The following is a 21,520-nucleotide window of genomic DNA, read 5'->3' on the forward strand; positions in this document are numbered from 1 at the left end:
ATCTTCGCGGGTGATGCCCGCCCTTCATCCGTTCTTCCGGAACGGCTTCGCCTTATTGCTCGGCACCCTGGGCGTGCTCATCGTGCCGCTGGTGAACGGCTATCCGTTGGTGTATGCCGACACGGGCACCTATCTGGCCAGCGCGTTCGAGGGCTTGGTGCCGATCGATCGACCCTACTGGTACGGCCTCTTCATCCGGGGGCTGAGCTTCGGCGGTGCCACCCTCTGGCCCGTGGTGGTCGCGCAGGCGCTGCTGTGCGCGCTTGCCATCGACCGCATCGCGACCCTCTTGCTTCCACCCGCCCGCGCGGCGATCGCCACCGTGATGCTGTGCGTGTTGCTCGGTCCGTTCACCGGGCTGGGCTGGTACGCGGGACAGGTGATGCCCGACATGCTGACTGCCGTGGGCGCCGTGAGCATGGCGTTCCTCATCCTGCGCAACGAACAGTGGCCCTGGCGCGCGTTCGATGTTGGGCTGGTGCTGCTGGCGTGCTGGTGCCACCTGAGCAACCTGGTGATCCTGCCCCTGGTGGGCGGCGTGGCGGTGCTGCTGGCCCCGCGACCGCGACGGCGTGCGGCGCTGCATGCGCTGGCGCTCACGGGCTGTGCATGGGCCGGCCTCTACGCGGCGAACGGCCTGCTCACCGGCACGCCGCATGTGAGCCGCGCCAGCCATGTCTTCCTCATGGGCCGCCTGGTGGACGCGGATCTGCTGCGGCCCTGGCTGCAGGAGCACTGCCCCACCGCGCGCTACGGGATCTGCGCCTATTTGGACAGCCTGCCCACCACCAGCCGCGCCTTCCTGTGGTATCCGGAGAGCCCGTTGCAGCGGCAGGGCGGCTGGGAGGCCACGCACGATGAGTACGGCCGCATCGTGCGCGGCACGCTCACCGAGCCGCGCTACCTCGCGGCCCATGTGCGGGCCAGTATCGGCTCCACGGCACAGCAGCTCATGGCCACGGCCCTGGCCGACGGGGTGATGAGTCCCTGGTTCGGCGACCCATCGACGCCGCCCTACCGCATGGTGGAACAGCACCTGCCGCACGAGCTGCCCGCCTTTCGCCACACCTGGCAAAGCACGGCGCGCGGTCGCCTGGACAGCACGGTGTTCGACCGGGTGCATGCGCTGCTGCTCGGGCTGTCCGCGATCGGCGGCCTGCTGCTGCTGCTCTGCCGGGGCACCGCCGCACCGGTGCGAGTGGTGGTGGCCCTCGCCTTCGCGACCGTGCTGATCGGCGCGTGGGCGTGCGCCAGCCTCAGCGTGGTGGACGCGCGCTACCTGGCGCGCGATGCGTGGCTGCTGCCGGTGGTGGTGGCGCTGGGGCTGTGGGCCGGCGGACGCGGGCGGCGTACCTGATGGAGTAAAAGACCGCGACCCCTTTCGGGGCCGCGGATAAGCCTTGAAGCTTAGTTCTCACAACGGAATCATCCTTATTGTGAAAGACTTCAGGTCGCTGCGAATATAGGGGTAGGACTCCTATCTTCAACCGCCCGGCTGCCAGATCGGTTCATCAACGTTCCGTTGGGCAGCTAGGCTTAGATGATTTGCCATGATGGAGAAGAAGAACGAGCTGATCGTAGGGCTTGACGTGGGTAGCAACAGCGTCGGCTGGGCCGTGGTCGAAGTGAACGCGGAGCGCCTGGAGCGCATCCATGCCATGGGCAGCCGGATCATCCCAATGGGTCCAGAGCTGAAGGAGTACGAAGAGGGCAAGCGCATCACGAAGAACGCCACGCGCCGTCAGAAGCGCAGCATGCGACGCAATCATCAACGCTACAAGCTCAGACGCGCCAAGCTAGTTCAGGCACTGGGCCTGATCGATGCATGGCCTGAAGGCCTTGGAGAGCATGGAAGTGAGGTTCTGCCGATGCTGACGAGCCTTCAACTTTACGGCCTGCGGGCCATGGCCGTCGACCATCCGGTGACTCTGCCCGAGCTGGGAAGGATCCTCTACCACATGAATCAGCGGCGCGGATACAAGGACATTGGGGACCTGATGGATGAGCAGGTCGGCGCTGCGCCGGAAGCCGAAAAGGATGATGGCAAGAGCATCGAACGGGTCCATATCGCCAAGGTGGAAGTGGACGACGCCAAGGGCAGGAAGGTGAAATACCTGGTCACGCTTGCCGATGGAAGAGAAGGCACCACCACCATCGCCACCATGAAGGAGATGGAAGGCACCGAACAGGAATTGGAGGTCACGACAAAGGAGACCAAGCGAGGCACCTCCATTGAATTCCGGCTACCCGTGAAGACCGACTGGCGGAAGGGCATGGAGAGCTTGAACCAGGCGATCGACCTGAGTGGCCTGACCCCGGGACAGTTCTTTCACCAAGCCTTGAAGGATGACCCGTTCTACAGGATCCGTGAACGTATCGTCCTGCGGGACACCTACAAGAACGAATTCGACCGGATCTGGGCGAGACAAGTGAAAGCCCATGCGCGGCTTGCAGATCCGGTCCTGCGCGACCGGGTGGTCCTGGCCCTGATCCCACGCAACGAGGTGGAACAGAAGAAGTGGTTGAACCGGGACCTGGGAACCTTCATTCGGGACCATGTCATCTACTTCCAACGGCCGCTGAAGAGCCAGCGGAGCAGCAAGGGGCAATGCCGCTTCGAGCCACAAAAGCCGGTGATGCCGGTCAGCTCCCCGATCCATCAGTTGTTCCGGATCCAGCAACAGGTGAACAACATCCGCCTGATCGATCGCTACGGAAAGGAACACGACGTGAGCGCGGATGAACGGAACCTGGTGTTGAAGCACCTGCTGGAGCACAAGGAACTGAAGCCGGAGAACCTGCTAAAGTGCATCGGCCGCAAGGAGGAACCACTGGAGAACAACCTGCGCGCCGCCCTCCCCGGCCACCAAACCCTGGCCGCCCTGCGGCCCAGGCTGAAGGCATCGGCGATCTGGGACCGCCTGGCCCAAGAAGCACCCCGTACTGCCGGGCTTCAGGAAAGTTTGCTGTTCCGGATCTGGCACATCCTCTACTCCATCCCCACCGAGGAGCATCGCCGCAAGGCCCTGGCCCCCATTGATGGGATCCCCGATGATGAGCTGGAGGCCCTCGCCAAGGTACGCTTTGACCGCAAGCACGGAGCTGTCTCGGCACGTGCCGCCATGCGCCTTCTCCCGCTGATGGTCAATGGCGATGCGTGGCGCTGGGAGGACGTGCCCGATCGGGATCAGCGACGGATCCAGGACGTGATCGATAAGGTGGCCACCGGTGAGGAGATCGAACGGCTCCCCAACGAGGTGCGTGTCCGCCTCACGGCGTACACCGCACCCCATCACTTCCAGGGGTTGCCGTATTGGCTGGCGGCCACCGTGCTGTATGGCGATCACCGCAGCACGGGCGGCAAGCCGTATGAGAAGCCCGAAGAGATCAGAACCATGCCCCGCGGATTCCTCCGCAACCCGGTCGTGGAACAAGTGGTCAATGAGGCCCGGATGATCGTGCGAGACATCTGGAGCACCTACGGCCGACCGACGAGCATCCGCGTGGAGCTGGCGCGGGAGCTGCGCCAGAACCAGGAGCAGCGCAAACGGACCTTCGACAACAACCGCAAACGCGACAAAGAACGCAAGGAGGTGTTGGAACGCCTGGTGAATGAGTTCAACCGGCCCAAGCCAAGCCGAAAGGACATCGAGCGGTACGAGCTCTGGGTGCAACAGGAGCACCGTTGCATGTACAGCGGCAACACCATTGAACGCACACAGCTCTTCGACACGCGGGACACCGACGTCGACCACATCATCCCGCGCGCCCTGTACTTCGACGACAGCATCCAGAACCGGGTGCTCTGCCTGCGGGAGGAGAACGCGAACAAGGACAAGCAGCTGGCCGCCTTGTACATGAAGGCCAAAGGGACCGGAGCGTGGGAGGCTTACGTGGACCGCGTGAACAGCCTGCGCATCGGGCGCACCAAGAAGAAGTACCTGCTCGCCGAGGAGGTGCCGGAAAGCTTCATCAACCGTCAACTGCAGGAGACCCGGTACATCGGCACCAAGCTCACCGAACTGCTCCAGCCGGTGTGCCCGGTCCATAGCACGCTGGGCATCATCACGGATACGCTGAAGAACGAATGGGGGCTGGACAAGGTCTTCAAGGAAGTGCTCCTCCCCCGCTTTGAACGACTGGAACGCATTACAGGCCGCACCTTGGTGGAGCCGGTTCCGGGTCGAAATGGCCATGGGGACTGGCGCATCGAAGGCTACGACAAGCGCATCGACCATCGGCATCACGCGCTGGACGCCCTTACCGTGGCGCTCACCCGGCAGGGCTACATCCAGCGGCTCAGCACCATGAACCAACTGAAGCTGAGCGATGCAGAGAAGGAGGCCATGAAGCGGCCCACGTGGTACCCCCTGCCCCACCCCGACCTTCGCCGCCTGGTAAAGGAGCAGCTGGAACGCACCATCCCGAGCATCAAGAACCGGCAGCGTCTGCTCACCAAGGCCGCCAATCACACCCGGCATTTGGTGGACCCGAAGACCGGAACCACCGCCCTGCGCAAACAGACCAAGGGCGATCTGCGCGCCGTACGGGGCCCGCTCCATAATGAGCAGCCCTTGGGCGAGGTGCGCGAACAGCGCAAATGGCCGTTGAAGGACATCATCGCCCACCTCAGCGAACGGCCGGACCCACTGGAGGCCGTGAGCCCTAGAGACCCCGGCGAACCCGGCTACCATGAACGGTTCCTGGCGCATGCGCACGAAGCCCGGTGGCTGCATGCCCACCTCTCCAAGTACGAGGGCAATGTGGAACGGATGAAGAAGGCGCTGCGGAAGGACCCGCTCGCGAACGCCCGGAACGAACGCGTGGACGCCCTCACCGTGCTGGTGCCCAAGTACACGATCACCCGCAACCTCGGTCCGACCTTCACCGAGAAGATGGTGGAGAAGATCATCGACACGCGCGTGCGGCAGGTGGTGCGCGAGCACCTCAAGGCCCATGGCAACGACCCCAAGAAAGCCTTCACCGACGAGGCCCTTTACCTCATGAACCAGGGTCTGAAGGTGCCCGTGCGCAAGGTGCGCTGCCGCATGGACGAGGCCCTCGTGGGCGAGGCCATGGGCCGCAAACGCTTCCTGCGCCACGGCGACCCCAACCGGAAGCTGCACGTGGAGAAAGGCGAGAACCACGCGCTGGCCGTCTTCGTGAACGAGGCCACCGGCGAGCGCGTGTTCGAGGTGGTCCCCTTCTTCGACGCCGTGGAGCGGAGGCTCAAAGGACTGGACCTCGTGGATGCCCGACCCGGCCACCGCCACTTCCTCCTTCGGAAGAACGACCTGGTCTATGTCCCACGGCCGGGGGAGGATGTCCGGTCGATCGACTGGAAGGATACGGAGTACGTTGGCGACCGTGTCATGCGCATGACACAGATGTCCGGCAATCGCATCTACTTCCTTAAGGCACATATCTCTAACGTAGTTACCTACAGCAAGGAGGAAATGGAATTTGGGAGCCAGAATGCAGCCGAATTCGAGGACCGGGATGACCCAAGGACCAAGATCTCGCAGGTCTGTGTCCCTATCAGAATGGATCGCCTTGGCCGGGTGGAAGCCGTTCCGTTTTGATCAAGCGCACCCTGCATATCGGCAACCCGTGTACGCTCCGGCGCCGTGAGCAGCAATTGGTGCTGCACTACCCCACGGAGCTGGGCCTGGAGGACAAGTCCGTACCCATCGAGGACATCGGGGTGCTGATCCTGGACCATGAGCGTGTGGTCATCACCCAGATGCTGCTCGCGGCCCTGCTGGCGAACAACGTGGCGGTGATCACCTGCAACGAGCAGCACATGCCCACAGGCCTGCTGCTGAACCTGGACGGGCACACCACCCAGACGGAGATCTTCAAGGCGCAGCTCGAAGCCAGCGAACCGCTGCGGAAGAACCTGTGGATGCAAACGGTGCAGGCGAAGCTGCGGAACCAGGCCGATGTGCTGGAAGAGGCCGGCACCCCCGGGGACACGCTGCGCGAGCACGCCCGCAACGTGCGCAGCGGCGATCCGGACAACCTGGAGGCGCGCGGTGCGGCCCATTACTGGCGCTTCCTGTTCCCCCCGGCGATGCAGTTCGTGCGGCACCGCACCGGCCCGCCGCCCAACAACCTGCTCAACTACGGCTATGCCATCCTGCGGGCCGTGGTGGCCCGCAACCTGGTGGGCAGCGGGCTCCTCCCCACCTACGGCATCCACCACCGCAACAAATACAACGCCTACTGTTTGGCCGACGACATCATGGAACCCTACCGGCCCTGGGTGGACCGGCTGGTATGGCAATTGGTGGTGACCGAGCGGCTGGATGGTGCGGAACTGACCAATGCGCTCAAAGGGCGCTTGCTGTCCCTACCGGCGATGGACGTGCTCATCGACGGGAAGCGGAGCCCCCTGCTGGTGGCCGCCCAGCGGACCACCGCCACGCTGGCCCAATGCTTTCATGGCGAACAACGCAGGGTCCTTTATCCCGAGCGGCCATGAACCGCGGATGAACCGGCCATGGGCCGCCTGGATGAATACCGGATCATGTGGGTCTTCGTGTTCTTCGACCTGCCCACCGAGACGCGCAAGGACCGTCGCAACCACGCGCGGTTCCGCAAGGAGATCAAGGCCGATGGCTTCACCATGATGCAGTACAGCATCTATGTGCGGCATTGCAACAGCGCCGAGAACGCGGAGGTGCACATCCGCCGGGTTAAAGCCCTGTTGCCGCCCGCCGGCGAGGTCATCCTGTTCACCCTCACGGACAAGCAGTTCGGCATGATCCAGTTCTTCGAGGGCAAGAAGAAGATGGACGCCCCGGACACGCCCCAGCAGCTGGAGATGTTCTGACGGCCTCCACGAAAAAGGCCCTCCGCGATGCGGAGGGCCCTTCGGCTGTGCCATTTTCCCATCGCCCCTGTTGGCCGGAAACCGCGTGGTTGTAGCGGTTCCGAAAGCGCCTGGTGTCACAGCTAGTCAAAGATCTTGACCTGAAAGCCTTTCACAACCGTGGCGAACGCTTCGCACCCGGCGTAGGTGTCACAGCTAGTCAAAGATCTTGACCTGAAAGCCTTCACAACGGGGGGGGGGGGAGTCAAAGAGACCTGAAAGCCTTTCACAACTCAGGGCGGCACCGGCGTGATGTACCTGCGGGTGTCACAGCTAGTCAAAGATCTTGACCTGAAAGCCTTTCACAACGGATGTCCGCGTCCAGCGTCGAAAGGCTGTGGTGTCACAGCTAGTCAAAGATCTTGACCTGAAAGCCTTTCACAACGTTCACGGCGTACACCTGCGACGTCGGCCGGGTGTCACAGCTAGTCAAAGATCTTGACCTGAAAGCCTTTCACAACGTTGGCCAGGTCGGTCTGCCGCGCGGCCTGGGTGTCACAGCTAGTCAAAGATCTTGACCTGAAAGCCTTTCACAACCAGGTCGCGGGCGCTTTCGATGAACTCCTGGTGTCACAGCTAGTCAAAGATCTTGACCTGAAAGCCTTTCACAACCATGGTCAGGTGCACCACGGCCTGGTGCAGGGTGTCACAGCTAGTCAAAGATCTTGACCTGAAAGCCTTTCACAACGCCTGGTTGACCGTTCGTTGCTTCGGCCAGGTGTCACAGCTAGTCAAAGATCTTGACCTGAAAGCCTTTCACAACCGTGATGGCGTACTGCCGGCCGCTGTCGATGGTGTCACAGCTAGTCAAAGATCTTGACCTGAAAGCCTTTCACAACCCAATGGGGAAGGGCTGCACACCACGGATGGGTGTCACAGCTAGTCAAAGATCTTGACCTGAAAGCCTTTCACAACCGGTTAAACACGCACAACGATGTGGATAGGGTGTCACAGCTAGTCAAAGATCTTGACCTGAAAGCCTTTCACAACGTCTTCGCGGAGGTCGTAGCAGAAGCCGCTGGTGTCACAGCTAGTCAAAGATCTTGACCTGAAAGCCTTTCACAACGAAGGTTCGGCTGCGCTGCGACGAGACGAGGGTGTCACAGCTAGTCAAAGATCTTGACCTGAAAGCCTTTCACAACGGCGGTCCATCGCACGTCGCAGGGCCTTGTGGTGTCACAGCTAGTCAAAGATCTTGACCTGAAAGCCTTTCACAACCGGTGACCTACAAACCCGCCGAGAGGCTGAGGTGTCACAGCTAGTCAAAGATCTTGACCTGAAAGCCTTTCACAACGATGTAGCCGATGGTGATGGCGTAATCCCGGTGTCACAGCTAGTCAAAGATCTTGACCTGAAAGCCTTTCACAACCTTGGGCCGGTGCTTCACGATGAGGGCCCGGTGTCACAGCTAGTCAAAGATCTTGACCTGAAAGCCTTTCACAACCAGGGCGTTGATCCAGTCCACGGCGCTGGTGGTGTCACAGCTAGTCAAAGATCTTGACCTGAAAGCCTTTCACAACATCCACGTGCAGCACGCGGGGGCCGGTGAAGGTGTCACAGCTAGTCAAAGATCTTGACCTGAAAGCCTTTCACAACCTCTTCCTTATCCACGTTCACCACGCTGATGGTGTCACAGCTAGTCAAAGATCTTGACCTGAAAGCCTTTCACAACGGTGGCGTCGTTGGCCAGGTAGCAGTTGCCGGTGTCACAGCTAGTCAAAGATCTTGACCTGAAAGCCTTTCACAACCACGAGCTTCATCGGATGCGGCAGGGCTTGGGTGTCACAGCTAGTCAAAGATCTTGACCTGAAAGCCTTTCACAACGCTGGCGACGTTCTTCTGCATGTGGTACAGGGTGTCACAGCTAGTCAAAGATCTTGACCTGAAAGCCTTTCACAACCGGGTCGGGCCCATACGTGACGTAGGTCTCGGTGTCACAGCTAGTCAAAGATCTTGACCTGAAAGCCTTTCACAACGGTCATGCAACGCACGGATCACCAGCCAAGGTGTCACAGCTAGTCAAAGATCTTGACCTGAAAGCCTTTCACAACCGACGCACAGCTCGCAATGGGATGATCCAAGGTGTCACAGCTAGTCAAAGATCTTGACCTGAAAGCCTTTCACAACGAACCAGGTGCACACCCGTTCAATGGTCGGGGTGTCACAGCTAGTCAAAGATCTTGACCTGAAAGCCTTTCACAACGGCCATGGATTGCACCCACGCGGCGCGGAGGGTGTCACAGCTAGTCAAAGATCTTGACCTGAAAGCCTTTCACAACGGCCATCAGCTTGTCCACGTCGGTGAGCGGGGTGTCACAGCTAGTCAAAGATCTTGACCTGAAAGCCTTTCACAACGCTTGGGCCGTACATCACCACGACGCGGTCGGTGTCACAGCTAGTCAAAGATCTTGACCTGAAAGCCTTTCACAACGTGCAGGTCGTCGTCGTCGTCGTCGTGGGAGGTGTCACAGCTAGTCAAAGATCTTGACCTGAAAGCCTTTCACAACTGGCGAGGGAGACATGCTTCGCGACCGCCCGGTGTCACAGCTAGTCAAAGATCTTGACCTGAAAGCCTTTCACAACGAGAACGCCGGCGTTGCCGTACTGGTACAGGTGTCACAGCTAGTCAAAGATCTTGACCTGAAAGCCTTTCACAACGAGGTACGCCGCACAGCGGCACACGGTCTTGGTGTCACAGCTAGTCAAAGATCTTGACCTGAAAGCCTTTCACAACGGCCGGTGGGTCGAGCCCAAGCCCTACGCGGTGTCACAGCTAGTCAAAGATCTTGACCTGAAAGCCTTTCACAACGGATGCGGGCGACACCTCGGCGAGCATCATGGTGTCACAGCTAGTCAAAGATCTTGACCTGAAAGCCTTTCACAACCAGGATGCCGGTGTTGCCGCCGTAGAGCTGGTGTCACAGCTAGTCAAAGATCTTGACCTGAAAGCCTTTCACAACGTCGGCCTTACGCACCTCGAAGGGCTTGCGGGTGTCACAGCTAGTCAAAGATCTTGACCTGAAAGCCTTTCACAACCATGGCCGCCGTGCGGGCGTTGATGGCGCCGGTGTCACAGCTAGTCAAAGATCTTGACCTGAAAGCCTTTCACAACAGCGACCACCACGCGATGCAGTGCGTCGAGGGTGTCACAGCTAGTCAAAGATCTTGACCTGAAAGCCTTTCACAACGAACACGCCGCACTTCGTCGCATCGTTGAGGTGTCACAGCTAGTCAAAGATCTTGACCTGAAAGCCTTTCACAACGTTACGTGTGGCGTATCCGCACGCGCAACGGGTGTCACAGCTAGTCAAAGATCTTGACCTGAAAGCCTTTCACAACCTCACCCGCTGGCACGTAGATGCCGCGCGGGGTGTCACAGCTAGTCAAAGATCTTGACCTGAAAGCCTTTCACAACCGGGACGCCGCCCGCTACTTGGGTCTGCGGGGTGTCACAGCTAGTCAAAGATCTTGACCTGAAAGCCTTTCACAACGAGCTCGTAGTTGGGCCGGCCGCCCATGGTGGTGTCACAGCTAGTCAAAGATCTTGACCTGAAAGCCTTTCACAACGCGGGTGAAGGAGAGCGGGGTGATCTTGATGGTGTCACAGCTAGTCAAAGATCTTGACCTGAAAGCCTTTCACAACTGCGATGGCGGCGTTGGCACCCTCGGCGGCGGTGTCACAGCTAGTCAAAGATCTTGACCTGAAAGCCTTTCACAACCGTCCTCGCCCTCCACCACCGCAGCGCCGTGGTGTCACAGCTAGTCAAAGATCTTGACCTGAAAGCCTTTCACAACGGAAAGGCAGGCACGCAACCGAACGCTGTGGTGTCACAGCTAGTCAAAGATCTTGACCTGAAAGCCTTTCACAACGGGGAAGATGAGCGCGCGGTAACTGTCGCCGGTGTCACAGCTAGTCAAAGATCTTGACCTGAAAGCCGGGTTGCGTCCCGGTGTTCGTCATCAGGTCACGATGGCAGCATGTACCACCGGGACGCAACCCGGCTTTCGGTCAGATCAGGGCTTTGGGTATTGGTACGACCGCGCTTCGCGCGGTACCCTCAGCTCAACCCGCTGATCACACCGTTGGCATCGATCTCCATGCCTTCGGCGGCGGGCACCTCGGGCAGGCCCGGCATGCGCATGATCTCACCGCAGATGGGCACCACGAAGCCGGCGCCGGCGCTGATCTCGATGTCGCGCACGGTGATGCGGAAGCCGGTGGGCGCCGCGCGCAGCTCCTTGTTGTCGCTGAAGCTGTACTGCGTCTTGGCCATGCAGATGGGCACGTTGTTGAGCCCGAGCTTGTCGATGCGGCGCAGCGCGGTCTCGGCATCGCCGCTGTAATCCACGCCATCGGCGCGGTAGATCTCGCGGGCGATGGTCTCGATCTTCTGCTTGATGGAGCCGTTGAGGTCGTAGAGCGGCTTGAAGTCGCTCTTCCCTTCCTCGATCACACGCAGCACGGCGCTGGCGAGGTCGGTCATGCCATCACCGCCCTTCGCGAAGCCCTGGGCGAGCACCGCCTCGGCACCACGCTCCTGGCAGTAGGCCTTGATCATGTCGATCTCCTCGGGCGTGTCCGTGGGGAAGTGGTTGATGGCCACCACGGCCTTCACGCCGAACTTGGCCACGTTCTCGATGTGGCGGCCCAGGTTGGCCAGGCCGGCCCTGAGCTTCTCGGGCGCGGCGGTGTTCACCTCCTTCACGTCCACCCCGCCGTGGTAGCGCAGCGCGCGCACCGTGGCCACGATCACCGCGGCAGCCGGCTTCAGGCCCGCCGCGCGGCACTTGATGTCGAAGAACTTTTCGGCGCCCAGGTCGGCACCGAAGCCGGCCTCGGTCACCACGTAGTCGCCGAGGCTGAGGCCCATCTTGGTGGCGAGCACGCTGTTCACGCCCTGTGCGATGTTGGCGAAGGGGCCGCCGTGCAGGATCGCGGGGTTGCCCTCCAGCGTCTGCACCAGGTTCGGCTTGATGGCGTCCTTGAGCAGGATGGCCATGGCGGCCTCGGCCTTCAGGTCACGGGCATACACCGGTGTGCGGTCCCAACGCTGGCCCACGTAGATGTCGCCAAGGCGCTTCTTCAGGTCCTCGAAGCTGGTGGCGAGGCAGAGGATGGCCATCACCTCGCTGGCGGGCGTGATGTTGAAGCCGTCCTGCCGGGGCACGCCGTTGCCGGTGCCGCCCAGGCCGATGGTGATGTCGCGCAGGGCGCGGTCGTTCATGTCCATCACGCGCTTCCAGGCGATGGTGCGCGGGTCGATGTTGAGCGAGCGCTTGCGGTTCTGCAGGTTGTTGTCGATGAGCGCCGCGAGCAGGTTGTTGGCCTTCTCGATGGCCGCGAAGTCACCGGTGAAGTGGAGGTTGATGTCCTCCATGGGCACCACCTGCACATAGCCGCCGCCGGCCGCGCCGCCCTTCATGCCGAACACGGGGCCGAGGCTGGGTTCACGCAGCACCACCACGCTCTTCTTCCCCAGCTTGCTCAGGCCCTCGTGCAGGCCGATGCTGGTGGTGGTCTTGCCCTCGCCGGCCGGCGTGGGGCTCAGGGCGGTGACCAGGATGAGCTTGCTCTTGGCGAGCTTCTTCTCATCGATGAGGGTGAGCGGCAGCTTGGCCTTGGTGCGTCCGTAGGGTTCGATCACCTCCGGGTCGATGCCGAGCTTCTGGGCGATCTGGGCGATGGGCTTCAGCTGCGCGTTCTGCGCGATCTCGAGGTCACTGGGGAAGGGCATGGTGGATGAAGGTATTGCCGCTAAGGCGCAAGGTCGCAAAGAATGTGGGATCTCGTGCTTTGTGTGCAATGGGCCGAGCGACCAGGGTCAAGCATCAAGAGAGTCGTCCAATCCGTTAACCACACGTCGGAAACCACGCTTGACCAAGGCCTCGTTGAAGTTGATCAACAAGCCGAGCTTGCATCCGCTAAGCTTCAAGTAGGTGAGCACCTGGGCGAAATGCACTTCGTTCAAGCCTTCGGAGGCCTTCACCTCAACAACCACCTGGTCTTCAACAATGATGTCCATCCGAAAGCCGAAATCGAGTTGCTCGCCTTTGTAGCGGACAGGAAGACCCACCTGCTGGTCACAGCGCAACCCCATTCGCCTCAACTCGAGCACCAGACAATGCTCGTAGACCGATTCAAGAAGACCTGGCCCCAGCTCTCGATGCACTTCGAGGGCGGCCTCGACGATCCGCTTGCTGATCTCGTTCTCGGTCATACCGGGTCAGTATCCGCAGCACCACTCAACGGTCCTTGCTTTGCGCCCTTGCGCCATGGCGGCGTCTTCTAACGCACCACCACCCGCCGGGCCGGAGCTGCGCCGGCGGACGTGCGTACCTGCACCAGGTAGGTGCCGGTGCCCACACGGCCCCCCAGGCCGTTGCGGAGGTCCCAGCGCCAGGTGTGGTTGCCGGGGCTCAGGGTCCCGAGGTCGCGGTGCAGCACGCGGCCACCGCGCAGGTCGAACACGGTGATGTGCACGTGATCGGTGCCGGGCAGATGGAACTGCAGCGCCGTGCCCTCCTCGGCCGGATTGGGGAAGGGATCGCTGAGGCCGGGGCCTTCCACCGTGGGTACGTGCACCGGTGCGGCGGGGAGGCTGGAGACGTACACGCCGTTGCCGTGGGTGCCGGCCACGATGCGACCATCGCTTCCGCGGGCGGTCACCATGTTCACTGGCACGTTGCCGATGGTCGCGGGGCCCTCCTGCTCCCACACCGTGTTGTCGCCGTCGAGCTCGGTGGTGCTGTACAGGCCGGTGCTGGTGCCCACGAAGTAGCGGTCATCGGTGCCGTTCCAGGTGGGATAGATCAGGGCCCAGAACACCGCAGGACCGCTGCCGGTGCCATCGGGGTTCTCCTCCAGGTTGCCGCTCACGCTGGTCCAGGTCCCGCCACCGTCCGTGCTGTGCCATACACTGCGGGTGCCGTAGTTGCTCAGCGTGGCCAGCCATTCGTCGCCGTTGAAGTCGTTCGGCGCCACGCAGCTCACGTACCGGCCGCTCCACACATTGCCGACCGGGGTGATGTCGGTGCGCACCGGCGTGGCATCGAGGCTGTCCAGGCGAAAGATCCGTCCCGCGGTGGTGGCGTATAGGAGCGTGTTCGGCGCGTCGAGGCTGATGTCGAGGCTGGCGATGCGCAGGCCGGCGACCGTGCTGGCGGGCAGGTCCTCCCAGTTCATCGTGTCCTTCTCATACCACTCGTCCGTGTAAGGGATCGCCGCCAGGCCGGTGTTGCGCCACAGCTTGGAGCCGCCCACCACGTAGAGCTGGTCGTTGTCGGCGGGGTCCAGGATGAAGGCGTTGATGAAGTTGTAGTTGCTGGTGCCGCCCACGGGGTCGATGCGCTCGTAGGCCAGGATGTCGCCCTGATCGGTGATCTGCTTCTTGTAGATGCGCCCGCTCTGGCTGCTGGTGAGCATGAACGGCCGGCCCTCCGGGATGGCGCAGAAGGCGCCGTCGTCGATGTGCACGTAGCGGAAGTTCTCCGCGGGATCGGTGCTGATGGCCAGCCAGCAGCCGTTGTCCTGCGTGCCACCCAGGATGAAGGGGCTGGTGGCGGCGCCCTCCTCGATGTGCACCGTGTAGAACTGGCTGCTGATGTAGCCGTCGTTGCGCGTGTGCCACACCATGCTGTCGGCCAGGGCGTCGAAGCAGACGCTCACGCCGCCATCGCTCCCGCTCAGCATCGTGCCCGGGTTGCCGGGCATGAAGGTCATCCAGTGCTGGTCCGGATGATGCCCGGGATACACGTAATCCTTCGGATCGTTCGGGTTGCAGCGGTATCCGCCCACCCAATCGGTGTTGGTCGGCGTGGTGAAGGCATCGGTGCTGCGGTAGATGTTGGTGCCTCCGAGGTAGACCACGTCGGGCTGGGTGGGGTGCACGGCGATGCACATGTCATACCCGCCCTGCGTATTGATGGGCGCGAAGTTGAACGTGAAGTAACCGGTGCAACTGCCGTTGGGCAGGTTGAAGGTGCGGTTCTCCCACTGGCCGCCCGCACCCGCGCCGGTGCCGCTCAGGTAGGTGTACTTCCACAGGCCATGCCCCTGCACGCCGGCGTTGGGCGTTTCGCCGAACCAGTACACCACGTTCTCGTCCTGCGGATCGATCGCCATCACCCAGCGCTCCTTGTTGCCGTTCATGTTGCTCGGGGTGATGTTCGTCCAGCTGAGGCCGTCGGTGCTGCGCCACATGCCTTCGAAGGCGCTGTTGTTGCCCAGGTAGGCGTAGTACACGCCGGTGGGGCTCACCCGCACATCGGTGTACAGCGAGGTGTTGCTGTTGTTCGGGTCCAGGCCGAGCACGGCGTGCCAGCTCGCGCCGCCGTCGTTGCTGCGGAAGATGCCGTTGTACACGGCGGCCAGCACCACGTCGCTGTCGTTGCGGGTGGGGTCGATCACGATCTGGTTCACCTGCTTGAAGCTGCCGTTGCGCGTGTAGGTCTCGTGGTCGCCGGCGATGGTGCTGGCGAGGTGGGTCCAGTTCTGCCCGCCGTCGGTGCTCTTGAAGATGCCGTCGCCGGCCAGCAGGCTGCTGAAGCTGGCGTGGCTCATCACGCCGTAGTTCTCGCCGGTGCCGAAGTACCAGGTCTGCTCACGGCCGGGGCGGGTGTCCTGCACCAGGCTGCTCACGCCGCACATGGCGTCCAGCGGGCTGGTGCGCGTCCAGCTGAGGCCGGCGTCGGTGCTGCGCCAGAGGCCACCGGTGACGCTGCCGGCCAGCCAGATGCTGGTGTCGGTGACATCGACGGCGAGGGCGCGGGTGCGGCCTCCGCGATCGCGGGGACCGAGGAAGGACCAGTTCAGGCTCTTCTGCGTGCGCTGGGGCAGGGTGGCGGCGAAGGCCAGCTCACGCCGCCGGATGTCGGGCGGCAGCTCGCCGGTGGCGGGGTCGCGCAGGCGTTCGAGCTGCCAGTCGCGCAGGCTGCCGGACGAGCCGGGGTCGCCGAGGCTCAACGGCCCACCCGGTGAGGGGGTGGCGACGGGTTCGGGCAGGGTGAGCACCGTGGCCCAAAGGGCGGCGGCGGCCAGGAGAAGCTTCTTCATGTGGACTGTGGAAAGGCCAAGGTAGTTCGCTCACCGCGCCTTCAGTTCGGGCATGGTGACGGTGACGCGGGTCCCGGGGTTCAGGTCCTCGTAGGCGAAGCCGGCCTTGCCCCCGTGCTGCTTGCGCACCAGGTCGAGGCGCTCGCGGGTGATGGTCGTGCCCAGGCTGGTCTTCTTCACCGGGGCCTCCGGATCGGCGGCCACTTTCGGCGCATGCCGACCCGTGCCATCGTCCTCGATGGTGTAGGTGATGTGACCATCGCGCCGTTGCACGTGCAGCCGGATGTGCCCCTTGTCGACCTTGCCGGCCATGCCGTGCCAGATGGCGTTCTCCACGAAGGGCTGCACCACCAGGGGGGGCACCATCACGTCATCGGGGTCGATGTCGGGCGCCACGGTGATCTCGAAGTCGAAGCGCTCGTCGCAGCGCTGGCGCTCCAGTTCGAGATAGGCCTGTAGGGTGCCGAGGTCCTCGCGCAACGACACCTCGCCGTGGCGGCTGTGCTCCAGCACACCGCGCATCACCCGGGCGAAGCGGGTGACGAAGCCGCTGGCGCGGTCCATGTCGTTGCGCCGGATGACGGCATTGATGGAGTTGAGCGCATTGAAGATGAAGTGCGGGTTCATCTGGCTGCGCAGGGCCTGCGTCTCCAGGCGGGCGACCTCGCGGTCCATCTTCAGCGCCTTCATCCGCCCGCGGTAGGCGCGGTAGGCGACGAACCCCAGCAGGAGCGCCACGGCACCGCGGAACCACCAGGTGGCCCACCAAGGCGGCAGCAGGACCAGGGAGAAGCGTGCGCCGTCGGTGTTCCACACACCGGCGCTGTTCATGCCCTGCACCTCCAGCACATAGGACCCCGCATCGAGGTTGGTGAAGGTGACCTCGTTCGCCGTTCCGTTGTCCACCCACTCGCGGTCGAAGCCGGTCAGCCGATACCGGAAGCGGTTGCTCGCGGGGTTGGTGAGGTCGAGGCAGGCGAAGCGGACGGTGATCATGCGGGCGGTGTGGTCCAGGGTGAGGCCCGAGGTGTACTGGGGCGCCTCCTGCAGCATGGCCTCCGCGCCGTGTCCGATCTCCAAGGGCCGGTTCATCACGCGGATGCCGATGATGCGCACAGGTGAAGGCACCGACTCCAGGTAGAACTCCTCCGGATCGAAATGGTTGAAGCCCACCACGCCGCCGAAGAACAGGCGTCCGGACCGCGTGCGGCAGCTGGCGTAGCGGTTGAATTCGTTGCTCTGCAGGCCGTCGCGGTCGGTGAAGACGCGCCTGGCCCCGTGGTCCGGGTCGAACTGGCACAGGCCCTGATTGGTCGACAGCCACAGGTGACCATGTGCATCGGACTGAATGCCGTAGACGACCAGGTTGGGGATCCCCTGGGCCGTTCCATGATGCGTACAACCACCCGTGGCCATGTCCAGTCGGTCCATGCCGGCCCCGTTGGTGCCCACCCACAGGAAGCGCTCGGGCTCGTCAGGGTCGGGGCAAAGGGAGAAGACCATGTCGGAGGCCAGCGAAGTGCTGTCCCCATCGCGGTGATGGTACCGAAGCCACTCCCCGCTGGCCGGGTCCAGGCGGAACACCCCCTCGCAGGTGCCGAGCCACATGGCCCCGTCCCTGCTGAAGTGATGGCTGCTGATGAACTGGATGCCATGGTGGCGATAGGGCAGATCGAAGCGGTAGCAGGTGCTGTTCAAGGGGTCCACCTCGTTCAGGCGGCACACCATGTGCTGGCCACCGAGCGTGGTGCCGTACCAGATGCTGCTGTCCGGCGCCTGGAAGAGGGGTTGGAACTGCCAGATCAAGGGCCCATCGTAGGAGCCGTGGTCCTTCAGGGCATCGGTGCGGGGATCCCAGGTATAGAGGTGGCAGCGCGAACCGATGAGGCAGGAGAGCCAATAGCGGCCGTCGCGGCCCTGTACACGCGCCGGCGACATCTCGGTGAAGCCGCGCCTGGTGAGCCGATCGCGCACGTGTGCGCTCCGCCGCTCCCACGTCCCCGGGTCCAGCCACTCGATCTCGGGACCTGAAAAGAGCACGCGGCCTCCTGGGTCCTCGGCCAGATAGTGCATGCTCATGGCATTGCCCTCCCGGCCCTTCACCAGGTGGAAGGCCTGCTGGGTGCGGGTGCGTCGCAGGACACCGTATCCGCTGGTGCCCATCCAATGGGTGCCGGACCGGTCGATGAGGTGGGAGGTGAGGTCCGCGTACATCCGGCCGATCTCACCGATGGCGTGGGGCTCCACCGGGTAGGGCGACCGCTCCGAGCCATCGGCGATCATCAGCATCGGCGGGAACATGGAAAAGAGCAGCCGCTTGCCGTCGTCCGAGGTGCAGAACCCATTGTAGCGGAGCCCCGGCAGCGCATCGATCCGCTCCTTCGTGGCGCCGGTGCGGCCATCGAGGATCTCGGTGGTGGTCAACCGCATCCAGATCATGTCGTCCGATCGCGGATCGCGGAACAACAGGCCATGGGAGCGCTCGAACGTGCGGCGGAAGCGGAGCTTCGCCGTCCAGGTGTTCAGATCCACGTCGTACACGGCGATGTGATCGCTGCCCAGGATCCACAGGCCTCCGTGGCGATCGAAGAGAAGCTTGTGGCGGTCAAGCTCCCAGTCAAGCTCCGGCAATACATCCCGTGCCTTCAGCATGCGGGGCGGTGCGGCCCCAGGGGCCATCATTTCATGGGCAGAGCGCCGGTCGGTGATGATGATCATGCCCTGCCCCTCCAGATCCACCCAGATGTTGCCCGCCGGATCCTCCTCCACGGCGAACACCTGCCAGTGGTCGGAGATGATGTGGTCCATGTCCCGCACCGAATCCGCCCGGAAGTGCATGAACCGTTCCTTCCGCGGGTCGAAGAGCTCCACACGGCGGTTCTGCAGGCCGGCCCAGAGGCGCCCACGGCTGTCCACCATCACCGTCTGCACGTTGTTGTCCGACAGGCTGGTGCTGTCCCCGGGATGGTGGCGGAAGGTGGTGAACCGATAGCCGTCGTACCGGTTCAGCCCATCCTTCGAGGTCAACCAGAGAAAGCCGCTGGTATCCTGGGCCACGGACGATACAAGTCCTTGCGACAGGCCTTCGTTGATGCCCAGGACATCGAAGCGCATCGCTTCCACCGGTTCATCGGCCGCCTGGCCGATGCCCAGCACCAGGGTCGCCCTGAACGCCGCGACCAGGACGATGCTCAGGCGAACGCAGGGAAGGAGCATGGTCCACGAAGATGCTCTCCAGCGCCGGGATGGGCAAATCCACGGGATCGGACGCTCAGCCCTCCACCCTGAACCCGGCCGCCCGCAGATCGTCCCAGAAGCCCGGGTAGCTCTTGCGCACCACGTCGGGGTCTTCGATCCGCAGCGGCCCGGCCACCAGCGCCAGCGGCGCCAGGGCCATGGCCATGCGATGGTCGCCCTGCGGATCGAACACATGATCGCCCGGTCGGCGCAGCTTCACCGAGCGCTCGATCAGGAAGCCGTCCGGACCTGTGCGGTGGGCCTTCCGGTCCAACACCTGCAGCACCGCCTCCACGGCGGCCAGGCGATCGCTCTCCTTCAGATGCAGGTTGTGCAGGCCGGTGAGGGTGACGGCCGTGCCCAGCCCGGCGTGGGTCAGCGCCAGCGGTTGGAACAGGTCGGGCGTGGCCGTGAGGTCGGCCTGCGCGTCGGGGAGGTCCCTGCTCCGCCGCGTGCGCACCAACACACCCTGCGGCGTGATCGCAGTGGCCACCAGCTCGTGCCACAGCTGCACCGCTGCGGCGTCGCCCTGCAGACCTTCGTCGGCCAGGCCTTCGAGCAGCACTTCCGCATCGCGCGCCAGCGCCACCAGCTGGAACCAGAAGGCGGCGGCGCTCCAGTCGCGTGGCACCGCAAAGGCGTTCGCCGTGTAGCGCCCGGGGGCCACGGTGATCCGCTCAGGGCCCACCTCCACCGAGGCGCCGAAGTGGCGCATCACCTGCGCCGTCATCGCCACGTAGGGGCGGCTGAGCTGCGTGCCCTGCCAGCGGATCTCCAAGCCTTCCTCCATCAGCGGGGCCACGAGCATCAGCGCGCTGAGATACTGGCTGCTGGCGGGCGCATCGAAGGTGACCGTTCCGCCGCGCAAGCGGCGCCCCTTCACGTGGAACCCGTTGGCCAGGCCGTTCACCTCGGCGCCCAGCGCGGTGAGCGCCTTCACCAGCGGGGTGTGCGGACGATCAAGCAAGGCCTTGTCACCGGTCACAAGGCGCTCCTCGCCTTCCTGCACGGCGGCCCAGGCGAGGGCGAAGCGCAGGGTGCTGCCCCCCAGGCCGCAGTGCATCACGGCCGGCCGGTCGCGCAGCATGGCGTGCAGCAGGCGCGTGTCGTCGGCATCACCGGGTTCCAACACCGCGGCCAGGTCACCCGCCAGGGCTGCGGCCACCAACGCGCGGTTGGCCACGCTCTTGCTGCGCGGCAGGCGCACCTTGGCGCGGATCGGGCGTTCAGGCGCTGCGACGGTGAGGATCGGCATCGTGCACGAGGAGGCGGTAGTGGTCCAGCGCCGCGGCCACCTGGGCGGCATCCACGGGCACGCCGGCGCGGCCGCGACCGATGGCCTCCAGCAGCGTGAAGCGGAAGCCGCCGTCGCGGTTCTTCTTGTCGTGCGCCATCAGCTCCAGGATGCGGTGGTGATCGGCCGTGTTCAACAGGAAGGGGCGGTAACGCTCCATCAGCACGGCGGTGATGGCGTCGCAGCTCGGGCGGTCCAGCAGCTCCAGGCGCCAGCTGAGCCAGGTGGCGCAGAGCATGCCCACCACCACGGCCTCGCCATGCAGCAGGCCGCGCTGCGGTCCCTCCCAACTGAAGGCCTCCACCGCATGGCCGATGGTGTGGCCGAAGTTGAGCAGGCGCCTGGGGCCGTGCTCCTCGGGGTCGTCGCTCACCACGGCGCACTTGATGGCCGCGCTCTGTTCCACCAGCGGCGTCAACGCCCGCAGGTCGTGCCACGGCGCGTCGACCAGCGCCTGCCAGTGCGCGGCGTCGGCCACCAGCCCGTGCTTCAGCATCTCGGCCACTCCGTTGAGCAGCTCGCGCTTGCCCAGCGTGCGCAGGAAGGGCGGGTGCACGTACACCGCTTCGGGCTGGCGCAGCACGCCCACCAGGTTCTTCACGCCGTCCAGGTCGATGGCGGTCTTGCCCCCGATGGCGGCGTCCACCATGCCCATGAGGCTGGTGGGCACGTTCACCACGCGCAGGCCGCGTTTGTAGGTGGCCCCCACGAAGCCGGCCAGGTCGGTGACCACACCGCCGCCGAGGGCCACGAGCACGGCGCCGCGTTCGATGCCCAGGTGGGCCAGGTGGCTCCACAGGGCGTGGCAGGCGCCGATGCTCTTGCTGCCCTCGCCCGGGGGCACCGCGATGGGCGGGGCCTCCCGCAGGGCCGGCACCAGCGCCAGCAGTTCGGGCAGGCCATGCCGCAGCGTGTTCTCATCGCCCACCACCACGCGTTGCGCACCCTTGGCCTCCCTGGTCAGCCAGAGGTCCAGGGCGGCCAGGGCTCCGGGGCCGAGCACCACCGGTCGACCGGCGGCCATGACGGAACGGGTGTCCGGGTGCGAGCGCCTCATTCTACT

10 protein-coding genes and 1 CRISPR repeat array are annotated in these 21,520 nt (G+C 63.7%); of the genes, 4 read left to right on the forward strand and 6 right to left on the reverse strand.

The genetic code is table 11. The annotated features are described in order from the left end of the window. Positions 1-13 precede the first annotated feature (13 nt). The 4 genes from IPM49_07395 to cas2 all read left to right on the forward strand — a co-directional run bounded on the left by IPM49_07395 (position 14) and on the right by cas2 (position 6,835). Positions 14-1,357: a hypothetical protein gene (locus IPM49_07395; protein ID MBK9274349.1), complete on the forward strand. Its 1,344-nt coding sequence runs from the start codon at positions 14-16 to the stop codon at positions 1,355-1,357. Positions 1,358-1,550: 193 nt separating this feature from the next. Continuing rightward, complete coding sequence (gene cas9, locus IPM49_07400) at positions 1,551-5,582, forward strand: type II CRISPR RNA-guided endonuclease Cas9 (protein ID MBK9274350.1); 4,032 nt, start codon at positions 1,551-1,553, stop codon at positions 5,580-5,582. Then, positions 5,579-6,484: a type II CRISPR-associated endonuclease Cas1 gene (cas1, locus tag IPM49_07405; GenBank protein MBK9274351.1), complete on the forward strand. Its 906-nt coding sequence runs from the start codon at positions 5,579-5,581 to the stop codon at positions 6,482-6,484. The genes cas9 and cas1 overlap by 4 nt, the downstream gene beginning before the upstream one ends. 18 nt (positions 6,485-6,502) lie before the next feature. Then, complete coding sequence (gene cas2, locus IPM49_07410; protein ID MBK9274352.1) at positions 6,503-6,835, forward strand: CRISPR-associated endonuclease Cas2; 333 nt, start codon at positions 6,503-6,505, stop codon at positions 6,833-6,835. 300 nt (positions 6,836-7,135) lie between these two features. After that, a CRISPR array of direct repeats spans positions 7,136-10,811; the repeat unit is 37 nt; unit sequence GGTGTCACAGCTAGTCAAAGATCTTGACCTGAAAGCC. 121 nt (positions 10,812-10,932) lie between these two features. On the opposite strand, the gene IPM49_07415 is transcribed toward cas2, so the two are convergent. The 6 genes from IPM49_07415 to aroB form a co-directional block, all read right to left on the reverse strand. Further along, on the reverse strand, positions 10,933-12,609 hold the full coding sequence (locus IPM49_07415) for a formate--tetrahydrofolate ligase (protein MBK9274353.1): 1,677 nt from the start codon (positions 12,607-12,609) through the stop codon (positions 10,933-10,935). Between the two features lie 87 nt (positions 12,610-12,696). Further along, the gene (locus tag IPM49_07420) at positions 12,697-13,092 is read right to left on the reverse strand and encodes a GxxExxY protein (GenBank protein ID MBK9274354.1); all 396 of its coding nucleotides are present in this window, start codon (positions 13,090-13,092) and stop codon (positions 12,697-12,699) included. A 68-nt stretch (positions 13,093-13,160) separates the two neighbouring features. Then, the gene (locus IPM49_07425; protein MBK9274355.1) at positions 13,161-15,926 is read right to left on the reverse strand and encodes a T9SS type A sorting domain-containing protein; all 2,766 of its coding nucleotides are present in this window, start codon (positions 15,924-15,926) and stop codon (positions 13,161-13,163) included. 30 nt (positions 15,927-15,956) lie between these two features. Continuing rightward, the gene (locus IPM49_07430) at positions 15,957-19,142 is read right to left on the reverse strand and encodes a histidine kinase (GenBank protein MBK9274356.1); all 3,186 of its coding nucleotides are present in this window, start codon (positions 19,140-19,142) and stop codon (positions 15,957-15,959) included. A 55-nt stretch (positions 19,143-19,197) separates the two neighbouring features. Continuing rightward, positions 19,198-20,418 (reverse strand): hypothetical protein, encoded by a 1,221-nt coding sequence (locus tag IPM49_07435; GenBank protein MBK9274357.1) that lies wholly within the window; start codon positions 20,416-20,418, stop codon positions 19,198-19,200. Then, complete coding sequence (gene aroB / locus IPM49_07440) at positions 20,390-21,481, reverse strand: 3-dehydroquinate synthase (protein MBK9274358.1); 1,092 nt, start codon at positions 21,479-21,481, stop codon at positions 20,390-20,392. The genes IPM49_07435 and aroB overlap by 29 nt, the downstream gene beginning before the upstream one ends. Positions 21,482-21,520 lie beyond the last annotated feature (39 nt).

Source organism: Flavobacteriales bacterium (assembly GCA_016715895.1).
Lineage (GTDB): Bacteria > Bacteroidota > Bacteroidia > Flavobacteriales_F > PHOS-HE28 > PHOS-HE28.

What these genes read in the sequence shown, in the direction of transcription:
- IPM49_07395 (MBK9274349.1), top strand. Translation starts at nt 14, where the DNA reads ATGCCCGCCCTTCATCCGTTCTTCCGGAACGGCTTCGCCTTATTGCTC.
- cas9 (MBK9274350.1), top strand. Translation starts at nt 1,551, where the DNA reads ATGATGGAGAAGAAGAACGAGCTGATCGTAGGGCTTGACGTGGGTAGC.
- cas2 (MBK9274352.1), top strand. Translation starts at nt 6,503, where the DNA reads ATGGGCCGCCTGGATGAATACCGGATCATGTGGGTCTTCGTGTTCTTC.
- IPM49_07415 (MBK9274353.1), bottom strand. Translation starts at nt 12,609, where the DNA reads ATGCCCTTCCCCAGTGACCTCGAGATCGCGCAGAACGCGCAGCTGAAG.
- IPM49_07420 (MBK9274354.1), bottom strand. Translation starts at nt 13,092, where the DNA reads ATGACCGAGAACGAGATCAGCAAGCGGATCGTCGAGGCCGCCCTCGAA.
- IPM49_07425 (MBK9274355.1), bottom strand. Translation starts at nt 15,926, where the DNA reads ATGAAGAAGCTTCTCCTGGCCGCCGCCGCCCTTTGGGCCACGGTGCTC.
- IPM49_07430 (MBK9274356.1), bottom strand. Translation starts at nt 19,142, where the DNA reads ATGCTCCTTCCCTGCGTTCGCCTGAGCATCGTCCTGGTCGCGGCGTTC.
- IPM49_07435 (MBK9274357.1), bottom strand. Translation starts at nt 20,418, where the DNA reads ATGCCGATCCTCACCGTCGCAGCGCCTGAACGCCCGATCCGCGCCAAG.
- aroB (MBK9274358.1), bottom strand. Translation starts at nt 21,481, where the DNA reads ATGGCCGCCGGTCGACCGGTGGTGCTCGGCCCCGGAGCCCTGGCCGCC.